The sequence below is a fragment of the Streptomyces sp. CBMA29 genome, from assembly GCF_014596445.1.
In the GTDB taxonomy this organism is placed as follows: domain Bacteria; phylum Actinomycetota; class Actinomycetes; order Streptomycetales; family Streptomycetaceae; genus Actinacidiphila.
This window is the reverse complement of the sequence record NZ_MECL01000133.1, coordinates 18,919-35,739: the sequence shown is the minus strand read 5'-3', so window position 1 is coordinate 35,739 and position 16,821 is coordinate 18,919. Positions and strand designations below refer to the sequence as shown.

11 protein-coding genes are annotated in these 16,821 nt (G+C 74.3%); 5 read left to right on the top strand and 6 right to left on the bottom strand.

The window, feature by feature from the left end; translation table 11 throughout:
- From BGM09_RS18775 to BGM09_RS18760, 4 genes are all read left to right on the top strand, one after another.
- Positions 1–5,940 (top strand): non-ribosomal peptide synthetase (locus BGM09_RS18775; protein ID WP_188282785.1); only part of this gene is annotated, 5,940 nt, incomplete at its 5' end.
- Between the two features lie 117 nt (positions 5,941–6,057).
- On the top strand, positions 6,058–7,032 hold the full coding sequence (locus tag BGM09_RS18770) for an aminoglycoside phosphotransferase family protein (protein WP_188282784.1): 975 nt from the start codon (positions 6,058–6,060) through the stop codon (positions 7,030–7,032).
- Between the two features lie 25 nt (positions 7,033–7,057).
- Entirely contained in the window at positions 7,058–7,525 is a 468-nt protein-coding gene (locus tag BGM09_RS18765; RefSeq protein ID WP_188282783.1) for an SRPBCC family protein, read from the top strand.
- Positions 7,526–7,636: 111 nt separating this feature from the next.
- Positions 7,637–8,041, top strand: coding sequence for a VOC family protein (locus BGM09_RS18760; RefSeq protein ID WP_188282782.1), 405 nt, complete (start codon positions 7,637–7,639; stop codon positions 8,039–8,041).
- A gap of 36 nt (positions 8,042–8,077) precedes the next feature.
- Here the strand turns inward: BGM09_RS18760 and BGM09_RS18755 are convergent, their stop codons facing one another.
- The 6 genes from BGM09_RS18755 to BGM09_RS18730 form a co-directional block, all read right to left on the bottom strand.
- Positions 8,078–9,142, bottom strand: a complete 1,065-nt coding sequence (locus BGM09_RS18755; protein WP_188282781.1) for a LacI family DNA-binding transcriptional regulator — start codon at positions 9,140–9,142, stop codon at positions 8,078–8,080.
- A gap of 164 nt (positions 9,143–9,306) precedes the next feature.
- Positions 9,307–10,938, bottom strand: a complete 1,632-nt coding sequence (locus BGM09_RS18750; RefSeq protein WP_188282780.1) for a hypothetical protein — start codon at positions 10,936–10,938, stop codon at positions 9,307–9,309.
- A gap of 174 nt (positions 10,939–11,112) precedes the next feature.
- Complete coding sequence (locus BGM09_RS18745; RefSeq protein ID WP_411158331.1) at positions 11,113–12,033, bottom strand: carbohydrate kinase family protein; 921 nt, start codon at positions 12,031–12,033, stop codon at positions 11,113–11,115.
- An 88-nt stretch (positions 12,034–12,121) separates the two neighbouring features.
- The gene (locus tag BGM09_RS18740) at positions 12,122–13,948 is read right to left on the bottom strand and encodes a glycoside hydrolase family 15 protein (protein ID WP_188282778.1); all 1,827 of its coding nucleotides are present in this window, start codon (positions 13,946–13,948) and stop codon (positions 12,122–12,124) included.
- 68 nt (positions 13,949–14,016) lie between these two features.
- Entirely contained in the window at positions 14,017–14,973 is a 957-nt protein-coding gene (locus BGM09_RS18735) for a YhjD/YihY/BrkB family envelope integrity protein (protein ID WP_188282777.1), read from the bottom strand.
- Between the two features lie 166 nt (positions 14,974–15,139).
- On the bottom strand, positions 15,140–15,820 hold the full coding sequence (locus BGM09_RS18730) for a PhzF family phenazine biosynthesis protein (protein WP_188282776.1): 681 nt from the start codon (positions 15,818–15,820) through the stop codon (positions 15,140–15,142).
- A gap of 256 nt (positions 15,821–16,076) precedes the next feature.
- Between BGM09_RS18730 and BGM09_RS18725 the strand changes: the two genes are divergently transcribed.
- Entirely contained in the window at positions 16,077–16,769 is a 693-nt protein-coding gene (locus tag BGM09_RS18725; RefSeq protein ID WP_411158332.1) for a GntR family transcriptional regulator, read from the top strand.
- Positions 16,770–16,821: the final 52 nt, after the last annotated feature.

Sequence of the window (16,821 nt, the reverse complement as noted above, 5' to 3'; positions counted from 1 at the left end):
CGCGCCCTGGTGGTCGACGAGGCCGCCGGCGCCCACCCGTGGGTCCGCCGTCTCGCCGCCGCCCTGCCGACGCTGACCGTGGACGCGGCCGGACGGGTCCTGGCGGGCGCGCCCGCCGCCCCCGGAGCCCTGCCTGAGGTCACCGGGGGCGCCCGGCTCGCGTACGTGATGTTCACCTCCGGCTCCACCGGCCTGCCCAAGGCCGTCGGCGTCACCCACGCCGACATCGCCGCGCTGGCCGCCGACCGCGTCTGGCACGACGGCGCGGCCGACGCCGTCCTGCTGCACTCGGCGTACGTCTTCGACGCCTCGACCTTCGAGATGTGGGCGCCGCTGCTCAGCGGCGGCCGGGTCGTCGTGGCCCCGCCCGGCCCCCTCCAGCCCGCCGTGCTCCGGGACCTCGTGGCCCGGCACGGCCTGACGTCGGCGTTCTTGACCACCGCCCTGTTCAACCTCGTCGCCGAGGCCGACCCGGACGCGCTCGGCCTGCTCCGCACGGTCGCCTCGGGCGGCGAGGCCGCTGCCCCCGGCGTCCTCCAGCGCCTGGCCGCCGCCCACCCCGGCACCGCCGTCCTCAACGCCTACGGGCCCACCGAGACGACCACCTTCGCCACGCTCCACCGGGTGCGCCCCGAGGACGGCCCCGAGGGCGCGCCGCCGATCGGCTCGCCCGTCGACGGCGCCCGCGCCTACGTCCTGGACGCGGCGCTGCGCCCGGTCCCGCCGGGAGCCGAGGGCGAACTGTACGTCGCGGGCCCCGGCGTGGCGCGCGGCTACCTGGAGCGGCCCGCCCTGACGGCCACCCGCTTCGTCGCCGACCCGTTCGCCGCCGCCGGGGACCGCATGTACCGCACCGGCGACCTCGTGCGCCAACAGCCCGACGGCGCCCTCCAGTACGTCGCACGCGCCGACCAGCAGATCAAACTGCGCGGCCACCGCATCGAGCCCGGCGAGATCGAGGCGGTGCTGCGCGCCGACCCGTCCGTGCGGTCCGCCTGCGTCATGGTGCGGGACGACCTGCCCGGCGGTCGCGGACTCGTCGCGTACGTCGTCCCCGCGCACGGGCGCACCCCCGACCCCGACCTGCTCGCCGCGCACGTCGGCGGCCACCTGCCCGCCTACATGGTGCCGACCGCGATCCAGGTCCTCGACGACTTCCCGCTGACCGTCAACGGCAAGCTGGACCGGGCGGCCCTCCCCTCGCCCGCCGCCCCGGACCTTGCCCCGGTCCGGGCGCCGCGCGACGCGCACGAGGAGATCCTGACCGGCCTGTTCGCCGACGTGCTCGGGGTGCCCCGGGTCGGCCCGGACGACAGCTTCTTCGCGCTCGGCGGCCACTCGCTGCTCGCCACCCGCCTGGTGGGCCGCATCCGGACGGCCCTGGCCACCGAGACCGAGATCCGCACGCTGTTCGACCACCCCACCGCCGCCACTCTCGCGACCGCGCTGAAGGACGCGCGGCGTCCGGCGAGGACCGCGCTCGTCCCCCAGCCCCGCCCCGCCGTCCTCCCGCTGTCGTACGCCCAGCGCCGGCTGTGGTTCCTGCACCGCCTCGAAGGGCCCTCGGCGACGTACAACATCCCCTTCGCCGTACGCCTGGACGGGCCCCTCGACACCGGCGCGCTGCGCCGGGCCCTGCGGGATGTCGTCGTCCGGCACTCCGCCCTGCGCACCGTCTTCCCCGAGTACGACGGCGGGCCGCGCCAGCTCATCACGGCGCCCGACGACGTCCGCCTCGTCCTGGCCGCGGAGACCGTCGAGCAGGACAAGCTGCACGACCGGGTCAGGTCCGCGGCGGCCGAACCGATCGACATCGAGCGGGGGTTGCCGCTGCGGGCGACACTGCTGCGGCTGGCCGAGGACGCCCACGTCCTGGTCCTGGTGATCCACCACATCGCCTCCGACGGGTCCTCCCTGGCGCCCCTCGCCCGTGACCTCGCCGCCGCCTACCGCGCCCGCGTCGGCGGGCGGGCCCCGGCATGGGCCGAACCGCCCGTCGACTACGCCGACTTCACACTCTGGCAACGTCGGCTGCTCGGTGACGAGCAGGACCCCGACAGCGCCATGGCCCGCCAACTGAGCTACTGGAAGCAGGCGTTGGACGGCCTGCCGCACCTGGTCGAACTGCCGTGGGACCTGCCGCGTCCCGCCGTCCCCCGGCACACCGGCGCCAGCCACGACTTCGTCCTCGACCGCGCCGTGGCCGGGCGCGTCACCGCCCTCGCCCGCAGTCGCGGCTGCACGGTCTTCATGGTGCTCCAGGCCGCCCTGTCCCTGCTGTTGTCCCGGCACGGAGCCGGTGACGACATCCCGCTGGGCACCGCGGTCGCCGGACGCACCGACGACGCCGCGACCGACCTCGTGGGCTTCTTCGTCAACACCCTCGTGCTGCGCACGGACCTGACGGGCGACCCGACCTTCCTCGAACTCCTCGACCGCGTCAAGGACGCCGACCTCGCGGCCTACGCCCGTCAGGACGTCCCCTTCGAGCGGCTGGTCGAACTGCTCAACCCCGCGCGCTCGCAGAACCACCACCCGCTCTTCCAGACCATGCTCGTGCTCCAGAACCACGCCCCCGCCGCCCCCTTCGAACTGCCCGGCCTCACCGTCTCAGGGCTGGCCGTCGATCCGGGCGTCAGCAAATTCGACCTGTCGTTCACCTTCACCGAGACGCCCGACGCCGCGGGTACGGGTACGGGTACGGCGGAAGCTCAGGACGCGTCCGGCGCGTCCGGCGGCATGCGCGCGACCGTGGACTACGCGACGGAGCTGTTCACCGAGGCCACGGTCCACGGGCTCGCCGAGCGCCTCGTCGTGCTGCTCGGCGAGGTCACCGCCGACCCCGGCCGCCCGCTGCGGACCTACGACGTCCTCGGCCCCGTCGAACGCGCGCGGATCGCCGTCCTGGGCACAGGACCGGCCGACGACCTGCCCCGCTCGACGGTCCCCGAACTCTTCGCCCGGCAGGTCCGCCGCGCCCCGGACGCCCCGGCGGTGCGCGACGCGGCCACCACCCTCAGCTACGCCGAACTCGACGCGCGCGCCGACGCCCTGGCCCGCCGTCTCGTCGCGCGGGGCATCGGCCCCGAGGACCGGGTGGCCGTCGCGCTGCCCCGTACCAACGACCTCGTCGTCGCCCTCCTCGGCGTCCTCAAGGCCGGTGCCGCGTATCTGCCGCTCGACCCCGACTACCCGGCCCAGCGGCTGTCCTTCATGCTCGACGACGCCGGGCCGCGGCTGCTCCTCACCACGACCGACGTCGGCGCCCGCCTCCCGGCGACCGCCGTACCGCGCCTGGTGCTCGACAGCCCCGAGCCGGACGGTCCGGCTCTCCCGCCGCCCGGGGACACCGCCGTCCCGCCGCGCGCGCTCCCGTCGCATCCCGCGTACGTCATCTACACCTCCGGCTCCACCGGCCGGCCCAAGGGCGTCGTCGTCACCCACCAGGGCGTCGGCGCCATGGCCAGGACGCAGCGCGACCGGCTCCGGGCCGGTCCCGGCAGCCGGGTCCTCCAGATGGCGTCGGTCAGCTTCGACGCCGCGTTCTGGGAACTGTGCATGGGGCTGCTGTCCGGCGCCTGCCTGGAGGTCGGGGAACGCGAGGCACTGCTGCCGGGACCCGCCCTCACGGCCGCCGTCCGCACGCGCGGCATCACCCACCTCACGCTGCCCCCGGCCGCGCTCGCGGTGATGGAGCCCGGCTCGCTGCCCACCGGGATCACCTTGGTGCTCGCGGGCGAGGCGTGCCCGCCGGACCTGGCACGGACCTGGGCACGCGAGCGGTACCTCGTCAACGCCTACGGCCCCACTGAGACGACCGTCTGCGCCACCATGAGCGGCTTCCAGCAGGCGGACGGCGCGCTCGCCCCCGACCGCGCGGTCCCCATCGGCCTCCCCGTCGACGGCACCCGCGTGCACGTGCTGGACGACCGGCTGGCCCCCGTCCCGTCCGGCGTCATCGGCGAGTTGTACGTGTCGGGCGCGGGAGTGGCCCGCGGCTACCTCGGCCGGGCCGCCCTCACCGCGTCCCGCTTCGTGGCCGACCCGTTCGACCGCGCAGGCGCCCGTATGTACCGCACCGGCGACCTCGTGCGCCGTACGGACGAGGGCCCGCTCGTCTACGTCGGGCGCGTCGACGACCAGGTCAAGCTCCGCGGATTCCGGGTGGAACCCGGTGAGGTCGAGGCCGCGATCACGGCGCTGCCCGGCATCGCGGCGGCCTGCGTCGTCGTCCGCGAGGACCGGCCGGGCGACCGGCGCCTGGTCGCCTACACCGTGGCCGCGCCCGGCGAGGCGGCCCCCGACGAGGAGGCGATCCGCGCCCGGCTCGCCGACACGCTGCCCGGTCACATGATTCCGGCCGCGTGTGTCCGGCTCGACGCGCTGCCGGTCACCCCCAACGGGAAGACCGACCGTCGTGCCCTGCCCGCACCCGGTCACGCCGCGCCCGCCGCGTCCCGGCCCCCGGGCACCGACCGCGAACGCGAGCTGTGCGCGGCGTTCGCGCAGACGCTCGGCGTGCCCGAGGTCGGGGTCACCGACGACTTCTTCGCCCTCGGCGGCCACTCGCTGCTCGCGGTGACCCTGGCCCGCAGGATCGAGGAGCGGTGCGGCCGACGGCCCTCCCTCAGGGCGCTGTTCGCGGCGCCGACGGTCGAGGGCGTCATCCGGTCGCTGGACGGGGCGGCGGACGGGGGTCCGGCGGCGCCGGGCGCCCTGCCGACCAGGCCGGTCGAGGGCCCGGTCGAGCCCGACCTCGTCGCGGAGGTCCGGCTCGCCCCCGACATCACCGGCGGTGCGCGCCGGAACGCGCCGGTGCCCGCTCCCGCCCGCTCCCGCGCCGCCGCCCGCCCCCTGCTGACCGGCGCTTCCGGGTTCCTCGGCGCGTTCCTGCTGCGCGACCTCATCGAGGCCACGGACGGCCCCGTCGACTGCCTGATGCGCGCGGACGGCCCGGACCACGCGGCGCGGCGGCTGCGGGCCAACCTGGAGCGCTACGGGCTCTGGCGCCCCGCCTACGCGCACCTGGTCCGTCCCGTCCCCGGCGACCTGGCCGCCCCCGGTCTCGGCCTGTCGTCCGACGACCGCGCCGCCCTGGCCCGCCGCCTCGGCCCGGTGCTGCACAACGGCGCCCGGGTCAACTTCGCCGCCCCGTACGGCGATCTGCGCGCCCCCAACGTGGCCGGCACCGAGGAGCTGCTGCGGCTGCTCGCCGACTCCGGCTCTCCGGGCATGCACTACATCTCGACCACGAGCGTCTACGCCCCGTCGGCCGATCCCGACGCAGCGCCCGTCACGGAGTCGACGCCGACCGGCCCGGCGGCCGGCCTGCCCGGCGGCTACGCGCAGAGCAAATGGGTGGCCGAGGGGATCGTCGATCTGGCGCGCGCCCGCGGCCTGCCGGTCACCGTCTACCGCCCCGGCCGGATCAGCGGCGACACCACCACCGGCGCCTGCCAGGACCGCGACCTGCTCTGGCAGCTCATCAAGGGCTGCCTCCAGGCCGGCGCGGTGCCGGACCTGCCGCACGGCTCGACCGACTGGATACCCGTCGACTACGTCAGCGCGGCCGTCGTGGCACTGGCCCGCGCAGCCGGGACCAGTACCGCCATGCCCGTGTACCACCTCACCAATCCGGACGCCCCCGACCTGCGGACCGTCTTCGAGGCCGCCGCCCGCCTGGGCCACGACCTGCCGACCGTCCCGGTGGCGCGGTGGCGCTCCCGCGTGGCGGCGCAGCCCGACAACGCCGCCCAGCTCCTGCTCGGCGACGACACCCCGCCCGCCGATTCCGCCCCCTCCCACCACCGCCGCTTCGACTCCCGGCGCACCGCTGCGGAAGCCGCCGCCGCGGGCGTCCGCCTCCCGCCCCTGACCGACACGGTCCTCACCCGCTACCTCACCCACGGCCACACCACCGGCTATCTCCCCACCCCCTGACACGCCCCCCACCCCCTGACACGCCCCCCGCCTCCGTCGCGCGTGAGCGCCCCCACAGGACCCGCGCCTCCCGAAATGCGGTGGCCCCGGGCCCCGGGGGGTCGGGAGGATGGGGCGATGACGAGCGACAGCGGGGCCGTGGGGGCACGGGGTGTGCGGGCGGAGTGGGGGGAGCTGCCCGCGGAGGTGCGGGGCGAGGCCGAGGCGCGCCTCGGGGCCCGCGTCGCGACGGCGCGGACGCAGGCCGGCGGCTTCTCGCCGGGCGTGGCGGCCCGGCTGCGGCTGACGGACGGGACGAGGGCGTTCGTCAAGGCCGTGACATCGGCGGCGAATCCGGAGAGCCCGGGAATCCACCGCTCGGAGGCCAAGGTGGCCGCGGCGCTTCCGTGTGAAGTCCCGGCCCCGCGCCTGCTGGCCTCCTTCGAGCGGGACGACTGGGTGGTGCTGCTCTTCGAGGACATCGAGGGCCGCACGCCCGCACAGCCGTGGGACGCGGCCGAGTTGGAGCGCGTCCTGACCGCCGTCGGCGACCTCGCGACGCTGCTCACACCGTCCCCCGTGGACGTCCCGCCCGTGGCGGAGGCGAACGCGGAGACCTTCCGCGGCTGGCGCGCCCTCGCCACCGCGCACGCTGCGGGCACCGACGACCTGACGGGCCTCGCCCCCTGGGCCGTACACCATCTGGCCGAACTTGCCGAGCTGGAGGCCGGATGGGCGCGGGCGGCGACCGGAAAGACCCTGGCCCACTCGGACCTGCGGGCCGACAATCTGCTGCTCACCGCGGACGGCCGCGTCATGGTCGTGGACTGGCCGTGGGCCTGCCTGGCGGCGCCCTGGTTCGACCTGCTGCTGATGCTGCCCAGCGTGGGGATGCAGGGCGGGCCGCCTCCCGCCGAGATCTTCGACCGGCACCCGGTGGCCGCGGGCGCCGACCCGGACGGCGTCACGGCGGTGGTGGCCGCCTTCGCCGGATTCCTGCTCGGCAACGCGCGGCGGCCCGCGCCGCCCGGCCTGCCGACACTGCGCCCCTTCCAGCACGCCCAGGGCGTCGTCGCGCTCGACTGGCTGCGGACCCGTACCGGCTGGTCCTGACGGCGGCGCGCCCTACCCTGGCCGTATGTCCCCTTTCGTGGTCGAACGCCGCACCCCGCTGCCCGTCGCCGAGGCGTGGCGGCGGATGACCGACTGGGAACGGCACACCGCCACCGTGCCGTTGACCCGGATCAGCGTGCTGACGCCGCCGCCCGACGGAGTCGGCACGGCCTTCGTGGCGCGGACCGGGTTCGGCGGGGCCGGGTTCGACGACCCGATGCGGATCGTGCGCTGGGAGCCGCCGGTCGACGGCGGCCCCGGATTCTGCCGCCTGGAGAAGACCGGCCGGATCGTCACGGGCTGGGCGGAGATCGAGGTACGGCCGGACGACAGCGGTACGGGTACGGGCGCGGGCGCGGATACCGGCTCGTGGGTGCGCTGGCGCGAGGAGCTGCGGGTGTGGCGGCTGCCGGGAGCGTTCAACGCGGTCACGGCGCGTACCGGACGGCTCGTCTTCGGCCGGGCCGTGGACACGCTGCTGCGCGGGGAGTGAGGCGAAGACGGCCTCCGGGTACCGATGAGTTCCGCGCCCCGCACCGGTCTACCCCGATGAAGCGCACGACGTCCCCGTGACACCGACCAGCGGCACGTAAGGCAGGCACCCATGTCCACGAAGATCTTCGTCAATCTCCCCGTGAAGGACCTCGGCCGCTCCGTGGCCTTCTTCACCGCCGCCGGGTTCACCTTCGACCCGCGGTTCACCGACGACAACGCGACCTGCATGGTGATCAGCGACGACATCTACGCGATGCTGCTGGTCGAGCCCTTCTTCCGCACCTTCACCGAGAAGGAGATCGCGGACACCGCCACCACGACCGAGGCCATCGTGGCAGTGGGCCTGGACAGCAAGGAGCGGGTCGACCGGATCGCGGAGGCGGCCGTGGCCGGGGGCGGCACGGCGGCCAAGCGCACCGAGCACGAGAGCCCGATGTACACCCGGAGCTTCTTCGACCTGGACGGCCACCACTGGGAGCTGTTCTGGCTGGACCCGGCCCTCGCGGAGGGCTGAGCCGCCCTGTTCCAGCGGCTTGGCCCAGCGGTCCGATCATCGTACGGGCGGCGGTCCGCTGCTCTCGCGGACGACCAGCTCGCCCGCGACCTCCACCCTGGTCGACGCGGGCTGCTCCCCGCCGAGGAGCTGGAGCACCATCCCGGCGGCGAGCGCGGCCATGTCCGCGAGCGGCGTCCGTACGGTGGTCAGCCGCGGGGTGACCCAGTCGGCGAAGGGCAGGTCGTCGAAGCCGACGACGCTCAGGTCGGCCGGGACGCGCAGCCCGAGCGCGGCGGCGGCGCGGTAGGTGCTCAGCGCCTGCTGGTCGTTGCCCGCGAAGACGGCGGTCGGCGGGTCGGGCAGCCCCAGCAGGTCCAGGGCGTGCCGGTGGGCGGGCTCGTGGGTGAAGTCGCCGTAGCGGACGAGCGCCGGGTCGAAGGGCAGCCCGGCCTCGTCGAGGGCCGAGCGGTAGCCGTCCACGCGGGCGCGTGAGGCCAGCCGCTCCGGCGGCCCGCTGATCACGGCGATCCTGCGGTGGCCGAGCCCGAGGAGATGGCGGGTCGCGGCCAGCCCGCCCGGCCAGTTCGTGGCGCCCACCCACGGCACACCGGGCGCGGGCTCGTCGGCCGGGGCGATCAGCGCGAAGGGCAGGCCGAGCCGGCGCAACTCCTCGTGCTGGGCGGGCGTCAGCTCCGGCAGCACCAGGATCGCGCCGCGCGTACGGCGGGTGGCGAGCGAGTCCAGCCACTGCCGGGTGAGCCGGCTGCGGCCGTGCGTCGCCGACACCACCATGCCCAGCCCCTCGGCGTGCAGCGCCTCCTCCGCGCCCCGGATCAGCTCGCCCGCCCACGGGCTGGCCAGTTCGTTGATCACGAAGTCGATCAGGCCGCCCGCCGCCAGCGCCGTCGCCGCGGGGCGGTGCCGCGCGAGATACCCGTGCTGCTCCAGCAGCCGCTGGACCTTGGCGCGGGTCCTGGACGCCACGTCCGACCGGTCGTGCAGCACCTTGGAGACCGTGGAGACCGACACCCCCGCCTGCCGCGCGATCTCGGCGAGCGTCGTCGTCCCCCCGCCGCCTGTGCCGCCGTCGGCTTCGTGCCCCGGTTCCGCCGCAGCCATCCTCTGCTCTCCCGCGCTCGCGCCACCGGCGGCCGTACCGCCGTACCGGTCCGCCTTGTGCGAAAGCTATCGCGAATCACCCCGGTCACGGTCCTCGGACCGGCGGCGGTCGGCGGGCCCCGCCACCGCCTTGACCCTCACCGAAGGTGAAGGCCCTGCGGACGCTATGAGGTGCGGGTGTTGGTGAGGTGCGGGCCGATGTGGCCGATGTAGAGGAGACCGGTGTTGGCGGTGTCGTCGAAGAAGTGCAGCCGCGGGGAGATGGTGCTGCCGCCGCCGATCCGGAGATGGGCCTCCATGTAGACGGCGCCGGAGGGATCGACGGCGCGGGGGACGGGGAGGGTGCGCTCCTTGCGCCAGGAGAGATTGCGCCAGACGGTGTCGGACTCCTTCATCAGGACCTTGCCCGCCGGGAAGGGATGGCAGCCGGAGGGGAGATCCTGGCACCAGGAGCGGAAGTCGCCGCGGGCGCGGCCGGCCACGGAGGCGGCGGCGAAGTCCTCGAGAGCCTGGAGGGCTTCCCAGCAGACGTTGACCCAGTTGGGCTTGGAGCGGTCGTCGAGACCGGTCATCACCTTGGCGTCCCCGGTGAAGAGCAGGGTGGGGAACTGGTGCAGCCGGGCGTGGAGTTCGGTGAAGCTGCCGGGCAGCGCCTCGCTCTCGTCCTCCTCGACGGGGGCGAAGGCGGCCTCGTAGGCGCCGACTTGCCGGAGCCGTAACTGGAGCGCGCGGACCTGCTGTTGGGCGGCGCGGCGCTCGGCGTAGAACTCCTCGGCGAGCCAGTTGGCGTCGGCGAGGTCGTGCTGGAGCTCGCGGACCTGCTTGTAGCGGGCGGCCTCGGCCTCCGCCGCCTCGTCGAGGAGGGCGATCAGGCTCTCGTGGTCGGCGCGCAGGCGCGCGATCTCGTCGCCGTGCTCGGTGGACCGGGGCCGCGGGCGCTGGGCGTGCAGTCGGGCCAGCGGCTGGGGGAGCGGCATGCGGGCGGCCTGGTTGCGCGGCAGCGCGGTCAGCACGGTGGCGGCCCGTACCGGATCGGCCTCGACCGTGGCGCGGGACATCACCGGGTGCCGCTGCCCGTCGGCGGCCCACGCCGGGTCGACGCGCGGCATGTACGTACGGATGCCGCCGCCGAAGACCGGATGGTGTTCGAGCGCCTTGTTGAACGCGGCCTGCGCCTCGCGGGTCAGCACGTACAGCACGGCGCGGCCCACGAGTTGGGTGAAGGCGCGGTCCACGACCCTCTCCAGCCACTGGTCGGCGTCGGTCCCGTACGGCACGCTCGCCACGACGATGGGCAGCCGCCGCTCCCGGTCGGTCAGCTCCTCGACCACCTCCTTCACGTCACCCGCGTAGATGAAGCTCGCGCGGGCGCGGATCTCGGCGATGCCGCTGTGCGTGTCCAGGGCGTCGAGTATCGCGTCGGCCAGCCGCGGCTTGGACGCGCGGATCTGCGGTATCTCCGCCGAGTCCGGCCGGTGTTCGACATCGAGCTGCACCCAGGTGCGGCCCTGATCGGCCATGTCGGTACGGACGATGAGCGTGGACTGCCAGGTCGCCCGCGACGTCGGCGGGCTCTCCCGCAGTCGCCAGCGGCTGTGCGCGCCCTGCTGCCCCGAATCGGTGTCGCGGTCGAGCGTCACATGCTCGGCTATCTCATTGCGGCCGTCGTGCAGCGCCGTGACCGGATAACCCTTGCCGTCGGTGAGCCACTCCGCGACCAGCCGGTCGGCCGTCGCGGCGGCCGTGACGTAGTCCTGCTCGGTCCACACGACCATGCGGTACGCGGACGCGTCCACGCAAGTCCCCCCTCGGTGGGCTGATCGATCTTCAAGGGGAGGCTAGAAGAGCGCGGTGTCACGGTGATAGGGGGCACGCCGTCCGACCGGGCGGTCCGGACTGTCTGGACCGTCCGGACCGCCCGATCCGGGGCGACCGCGGCTGCGGGCCGTATGCCAGAGGGCCAGGGGGCCTTACGCGAGCGCCGCCCGCAACTCCCCTGTCGTGGGCGGGTTGGCGCCGGGCCGCGAGACGGTGAGCGCGGCGGCGGTGCCCGCGTGGCGCAGCACATGGGCGAGGGCGGCCTTGTCCAGGGCGCCGAGCGCGGGCCGGGCGGCGGCGTCGGTGAGGCCGAGACCGGTGAGGGCGTCCAGCGTCGCGGACATGAAGGAGTCACCCGCGCCCACGGTGTCGGCGACCTCGGTCCGCACGGCTGCGCCCGTCACCTCGATGTCACGGGTGAAGGCGGCGGCGCCCTCCCCGCCCATGGTCACGAAGACGACGGCGGGCCCGGCCGCCAGCCAGCGCGCGGCGACCGCGGCGACCGGTTCGCCCGGATACAGCCACTCCAGATCCTCGTCGCTCGCCTTGACGAGGTCGCTCAGCGCCACGCACCGCTCGACGCCGGCGACGCCCCGCTCGTGCGTGCCCATCAACTCCGGCCGGATGTTGGGGTCGTAGCTGACCGTGGCGTCCGCGCGCAGCCGCGCGGCGAGGTCCACGGTGGTGGCCGCGCCCGGCTCGGCCACGGCGGCGATCGACCCGATGTGGACGTGCCGGAGCGCGGCGGGCGGCTCGACGGGCCCGAGCGTCCACGCGATGTCGAAGTCGTAGCGGGCGGCGCCCTGTTCGTCGAGCGTGACCACCGCGGTCGGCGTGCGGACGTCGGGCCGGCCGTCCGCGAGCAGGTGTACGCCCGCCGACCGCAGGTGGTCGGTGATGAGCTTGCCCGAGGGGTCGTCGCCGAGCTGCGTGAGGAGCGCGGTGGCGTGGCCGAGGCGGGCCAGCCCGTACGCCACGTTGGCGGGACTGCCGCCGGGATGCGGCACATCGGGCTGTCCGGGGGTCCGGACGATGTCCGCTACGCACTCACCGATCACCAGGAAGTCGCTCATGGGCCACATGCTGCCGTATCGCGATCCCGCCCGGCGACCCACCCCCGTCCCCTTGTCCCCTTATGTGATCAAGGAGTTGGCCCCGGGTTCAGGACTCGGACCTGTCCAGCTCCTCGTCCAGCGCCGTCGCCGCCGTGATCAGCGACAGATGCGTGAACGCCTGCGGGAAGTTGCCCAGTTGCTCACCCGTCGGGCCGATCTCCTCGGCGAACAGGCCGACGTGGTTGGCGTAGGTGAGCATCTTGTCGAAGGCGTAGCGGGCCGGGCCCAGGCGCCCGGCGCGGGCGAGCGCGCCGACGTACAGGAAGCTGCACAGCGAGAAGGTGCCCTCGCCGCCGCGCAGCCCGTCCGGGGAGGCGCCCGGGTCGTAGCGGTAGACGAGGCTGTCGGAGACCAGCTCCTCGTCCATCGCGTCCAGCGTCGACAGCCAGCGCGGCTCCTTCGGCGCGACGAAGCCGACCTCCGGCATGAGCAGCAGCGACGCGTCCAGCACCTCGCTGCCGTAGTGCTGCACGAAGGCGTGCCGCTTCTCGCTCCAGCCGCGGTCCATGACCTGTTCCATGATCGCGTCGCGCGCCGCGGTCCAGGTCTCCAGATCGGCCGGCCTGGCGAGTTCCGCGGCCAGCCGGATGCCGCGGTCGAAGGCCGACCAGCACATCAGACGGCTGTACGTGAAGTCCTGCCGCCCGCCGCGGGTCTCCCAGATGCCCTCGTCCGCGCGGTCCCAGTGCGCGGCCAGCCAGTCCAGCAGGCCGGAGAAGGTCCGCCAGCCCTCCCACCCGGCGAGCTGGGCGATGTCCTGCGACCGGGACAGGGCGTGCACGGCCTCGCCGTAGATGTCGAGCTGGAGCTGGTCGGCGGCCCCGTTGCCCAGCCGGACCGGCGCGGAACCGCGGTAGCCCTCGAAGTGGTCCAGCGTCTCCTCGGCCAGGTGCGGGTCGCCGTCCACCCGGTACATGATCTGCAACGGCTCGCCGGTCACCGTGCCGCCCGCGCGCAGCCGCCCGCCGAGCCAGCGGCGGAAGGCGTCCGCCTCCGCGGTGAAACCCAGGTCGACCAGCGCGGTCACCGACAGCGACGCGTCCCTGACCCACGTATAGCGGTAGTCCCAGTTGCGCTCGCCGCCGACCTGCTCCGGCAGGCCCATCGTGGCAGCGGCGACCGGCGCGCCGGTCGGCGCGTACGTGAGCAGCTTCAAGGTGATCGCCGAGCGGTTCACGGCCTGCTGCCAGCGGCCCCGGTAGCGGCACTGCCGGATCCAGCCGTGCCAGAACTCCCGCACCCCGTCGAATTCCGCCCGCAGGCCCTCCACCGTCACCGGCTCGGGCGGTTCGCCGTGCGCCGCGCACACCGTCAGCACCGCGGCGGCCATCTCGCCCTGCTTCAGCGTGACCGTGGCCCGTACGTCCTCCTCGTCGCGTTCGAGGTCCAGCGGGCCGACCGGCTGGAGGTACGCCCACGCCTCGGGCGCGCCGAAGCGGGCCGTGCCGTCGTCCGTCATGTGCAGCCGGTGGTCGCGGCGGCCGTAGTCGAAGCGCGGCCTGCACTCCAGGGCGAAGCGGACCGTGCCGCGCACCACCCGCATGACGCGGAGCAGCCGGTGCCGGTCGGTCGCGGTCTCCGGCCGGTCCACCGGCATGAAGTCGATGACCTCGCCGACGCCGTCGGGGGTCATGAAGCGGGTGACGAGCACCGCGGTGTCCGGCAGGTAGAGCTGCCTGACCCTCGCCTCCGGGCCCGCGGCCGTGACCGAGAAGTAGCCGCCGCGGTCGTGGTCGAGGAGCGAGGCGAAGACGCTCGGCGCGTCGAAGCGCGGCGCGCAGAACCAGTCGACGACGCCCCGCGACGACACCAGCGCGCTGGTCTGGAGGTCTCCGATGAGGCCGTGGTCCGCGATCGGCGGGTAGCGACGCATGAGGGCACCTTTCGCCGTTCCCCCCGCCGCGGTGCGCCCGCCGCGAGGCGTCCCCCGCCCTGACCACGCTAGACGACGCGGTCCTTACCGGCATTCCGGCGCGATGGCTGGTCCTCACCGCCGACGGGTCCGAGCAGCGAGGCCAGCGGCGGCTCGCAGGCCAGCACGGCGCCCGCGGTGATGGTGAAGGTCAGCACCGCGCAGATCGCGATCAGCCAGGACAGCATCGTGAAGACCGACCCCAGGGAGCCGTAATTGGCCAGGCTGCGGTTGAGGGCGGTCGGCATGTAGAGGCGGGCGGTCACCGACAGGGCCGTCATCGCCAGCGCGGTGAGGATCGCGCCGGGCAGCAGCGGCAGCCACGCGACGCGCTTGCTCAGCAGCAGTCGCTGGGTCCACCACCACACCAGCACGTCCGCGAGGAAGGTCAGCGGCAGCCCGAGCCTCAGCCCGACGCCGAAGCCGTCGCGCAGCGGCCCCTGGAGGACCAGCGCCACCATCCACGCGGCGATCCACACCACCCAGCGCCACACCGCCACCCGCACCGAGGCGCGCGGCAGCCCCCACGCCCGCTCGCACACCCGCGCCATCGCCCGGCTGCACGCGGTGGCGGACAGCAGCGCCATCAGGACGCCGATCACCCCGATGGTCTGCCGCAGATCCCCGCCGTTCGCGCTGTAGACCTGTCTGAGCTGCTCGTCCGATGCCCCGGTGAGCCCGAAGACGTTACGCGCGGTGCGCATGAGCTGGTCCCGTACGGCCTGCGGGGCGAAGGCCGCGACGACGAACAGCAGCGGGACGGCGGTCAGGAAGAGCTGGGCGGCCAGCCGGGTGCCCGCGTCCAGCAGATTCACCGACAGCAGGCGGGCGGTCAGCTCGGTGATCACCGGGAAGCGGCGTTCCGCCGCGTGGCGCAGCCGCAGGCCGCGCGCCTTCCACCGCGTCGCGCGCCCGGCCGCCCCGGCGACCGTACGGCCGACCAGGCCCTTCTCACGGCCCCGGGGCCCGGAGGGTGCGGCGGCCATACGCGACCTCCACGGCGGACACGGCGAACGACACGGGCGGACATGGCGAACGCTGCTGCGACGAACGCCACGAACGCCACCAGTCAAGGCGGTGTACGGGGAACGCGCGACTTGTGACGCCGGCGCACGGCCTCCGCACCGCAGTTCGCACCGGCCCGCGCCGGTCTCAGTGGGCCCGCGGCGCGGCCAGGACCGTCTCCAGATACACCCGGCCGCCGATCTCGACGGTGCCGTCCGGGCCGGGCGCGGTGAGGATCTGCGAGCCCTGGCCCTGCGTGATGTGCAGCGCGCGGCCGAGCTGCCGGGTGAGCAGCAGCGCGGCGGCGCCCGTCGCCTCGTCCTCGTCGATGCCGTCGCCGCGGCCGGGGAAGGCCCGCGCCCTGATCCGGCCGGCGGCCTCGTCCTGCCACGCCCAGGCGTACACCCACTCGCCCGGCTCCGGCACGTCCAGCGCGTCGACCTCGGCGGGCAGCGCGTACTCGCGCAGGGTGCGCGGCGCCGCCCACTCCGCGCGGACGGTGATCCAGGTGAACTCCCCGTCGTCGCGGGTGAAGACCTCCCCGACCTCGGGTTCAAGCACCTCCACGTCGAGCAGCCAGGCGACCCCGACCAACGGGTGCCCGGCGAAGGGCAGTCGCAGCCCCGGCGTGTAGATGTCCACCGCGCCGCGCTCCGGGTCGTCCACGAACACCGTTTCGCTGAAGCCGAGTTCACCGGCCAGGGCCTGCCGTGCCGCGCGGTCCGGGTAGCGCGAGCCGTCGCGGACCACGCCGAGGGCGTTGCCGTACCGCCGGTCGGGGCCGCAGAAGACCCGCAGCACATCGATGCCGCCCGATGTCGTATTCACTCCGGCATTCAAGCATTCGGGGCGCGGGAGCGGACCCGCTCGCACCGGCCGGTTCCGGCCGTCCCGCCGCCGGGAGCCGCGGAACTGGTCAGACCACGTGGCGGAAAGCTATCCTGAGCGTCGCTGTTCATCAGTTACGGCGTCGGCGGCCGGAGGCCGCGAGCGCGTCATTATGGGGGCCTCACGTATGAACGACTCTCGCGAGGTCGCGGGCGTTATCCTGCCGGGCTATCCAGAACCCCTGTGGATCCAGGCAGTGAATTTGATCCGCAGCGAAATCGACCGGGGCGAGCTGAGGCCGGGAATGCGGCTGGCGCCCGAGCGGGAGCTCTGCCGTCAACTGGGCATCAGCCGGGTCACGCTGAGGAAAGCCCTGGGGCACCTGGTGGAGGAGGGCGTGCTCAGCGCGTCCCACGGCCGTGGCTGGTACGTGACGCAGTCGGCGCCGAAGAAGGAATGGCCGAACAGCCTGGAATCCTTCAGCGAGACCGCGGCACGAATGGGGTTGAAGCCGCACTCCAAGGTATTAATGGCACAGGCGAGCCCGGCCAGCATCGACGAGGCGGAGCGGCTCGGTATCGCGCCCGGCACTCCGCTGTTCCGGCTGGAGCGGGTACGGCTGCTCGACGGTGTTCCGATAGCGCTGGACCTGACGCGAATTCCGCTCGCGCTGGTGCCCGGCATCGAGGACGTCGATTTCGCGGACCGCTCGCTGTACGCGACGCTTTCCGCCGCCGGGGTCGAGCCGGTCCGCGCGGACAGCACGATCGAGGCGACCAAGGCCGACGACCGCGCCGCGGGACAGCTCGACATGGCCTCGGGCGATCCGCTTCTGGTCATGCACCAGATCGCGGTCGGCCCCGAGGAGGAGCCGCTGTTCGAGTCCACGATCCAGTACGCGGGCGACCGGTACCGGCTGCGTACGTCCTTCGCGCGCTCGCACGGCTGAGCCGCGGGCAGCCGTACGGCCGAGGTCGGACCGGTGTTCCGACCGGTGTTCC

Bases quoted from the DNA above. Each gene is read 5' to 3' on its own strand.
- BGM09_RS18760 (WP_188282782.1), top strand. From the start codon at position 7,637: ATGTCCACGAAGATCTTCGTCAATCTCCCCGTGAAGGACCTCGGCCGC.
- BGM09_RS18735 (WP_188282777.1), bottom strand. From the start codon at position 14,973: ATGGCCGCCGCACCCTCCGGGCCCCGGGGCCGTGAGAAGGGCCTGGTC.
- BGM09_RS18755 (WP_188282781.1), bottom strand. From the start codon at position 9,142: ATGGCTGCGGCGGAACCGGGGCACGAAGCCGACGGCGGCACAGGCGGC.
- BGM09_RS18770 (WP_188282784.1), top strand. From the start codon at position 6,058: ATGACGAGCGACAGCGGGGCCGTGGGGGCACGGGGTGTGCGGGCGGAG.
- BGM09_RS18745 (WP_411158331.1), bottom strand. From the start codon at position 12,033: ATGAGCGACTTCCTGGTGATCGGTGAGTGCGTAGCGGACATCGTCCGG.
- BGM09_RS18765 (WP_188282783.1), top strand. From the start codon at position 7,058: ATGTCCCCTTTCGTGGTCGAACGCCGCACCCCGCTGCCCGTCGCCGAG.
- BGM09_RS18740 (WP_188282778.1), bottom strand. From the start codon at position 13,948: ATGCGTCGCTACCCGCCGATCGCGGACCACGGCCTCATCGGAGACCTC.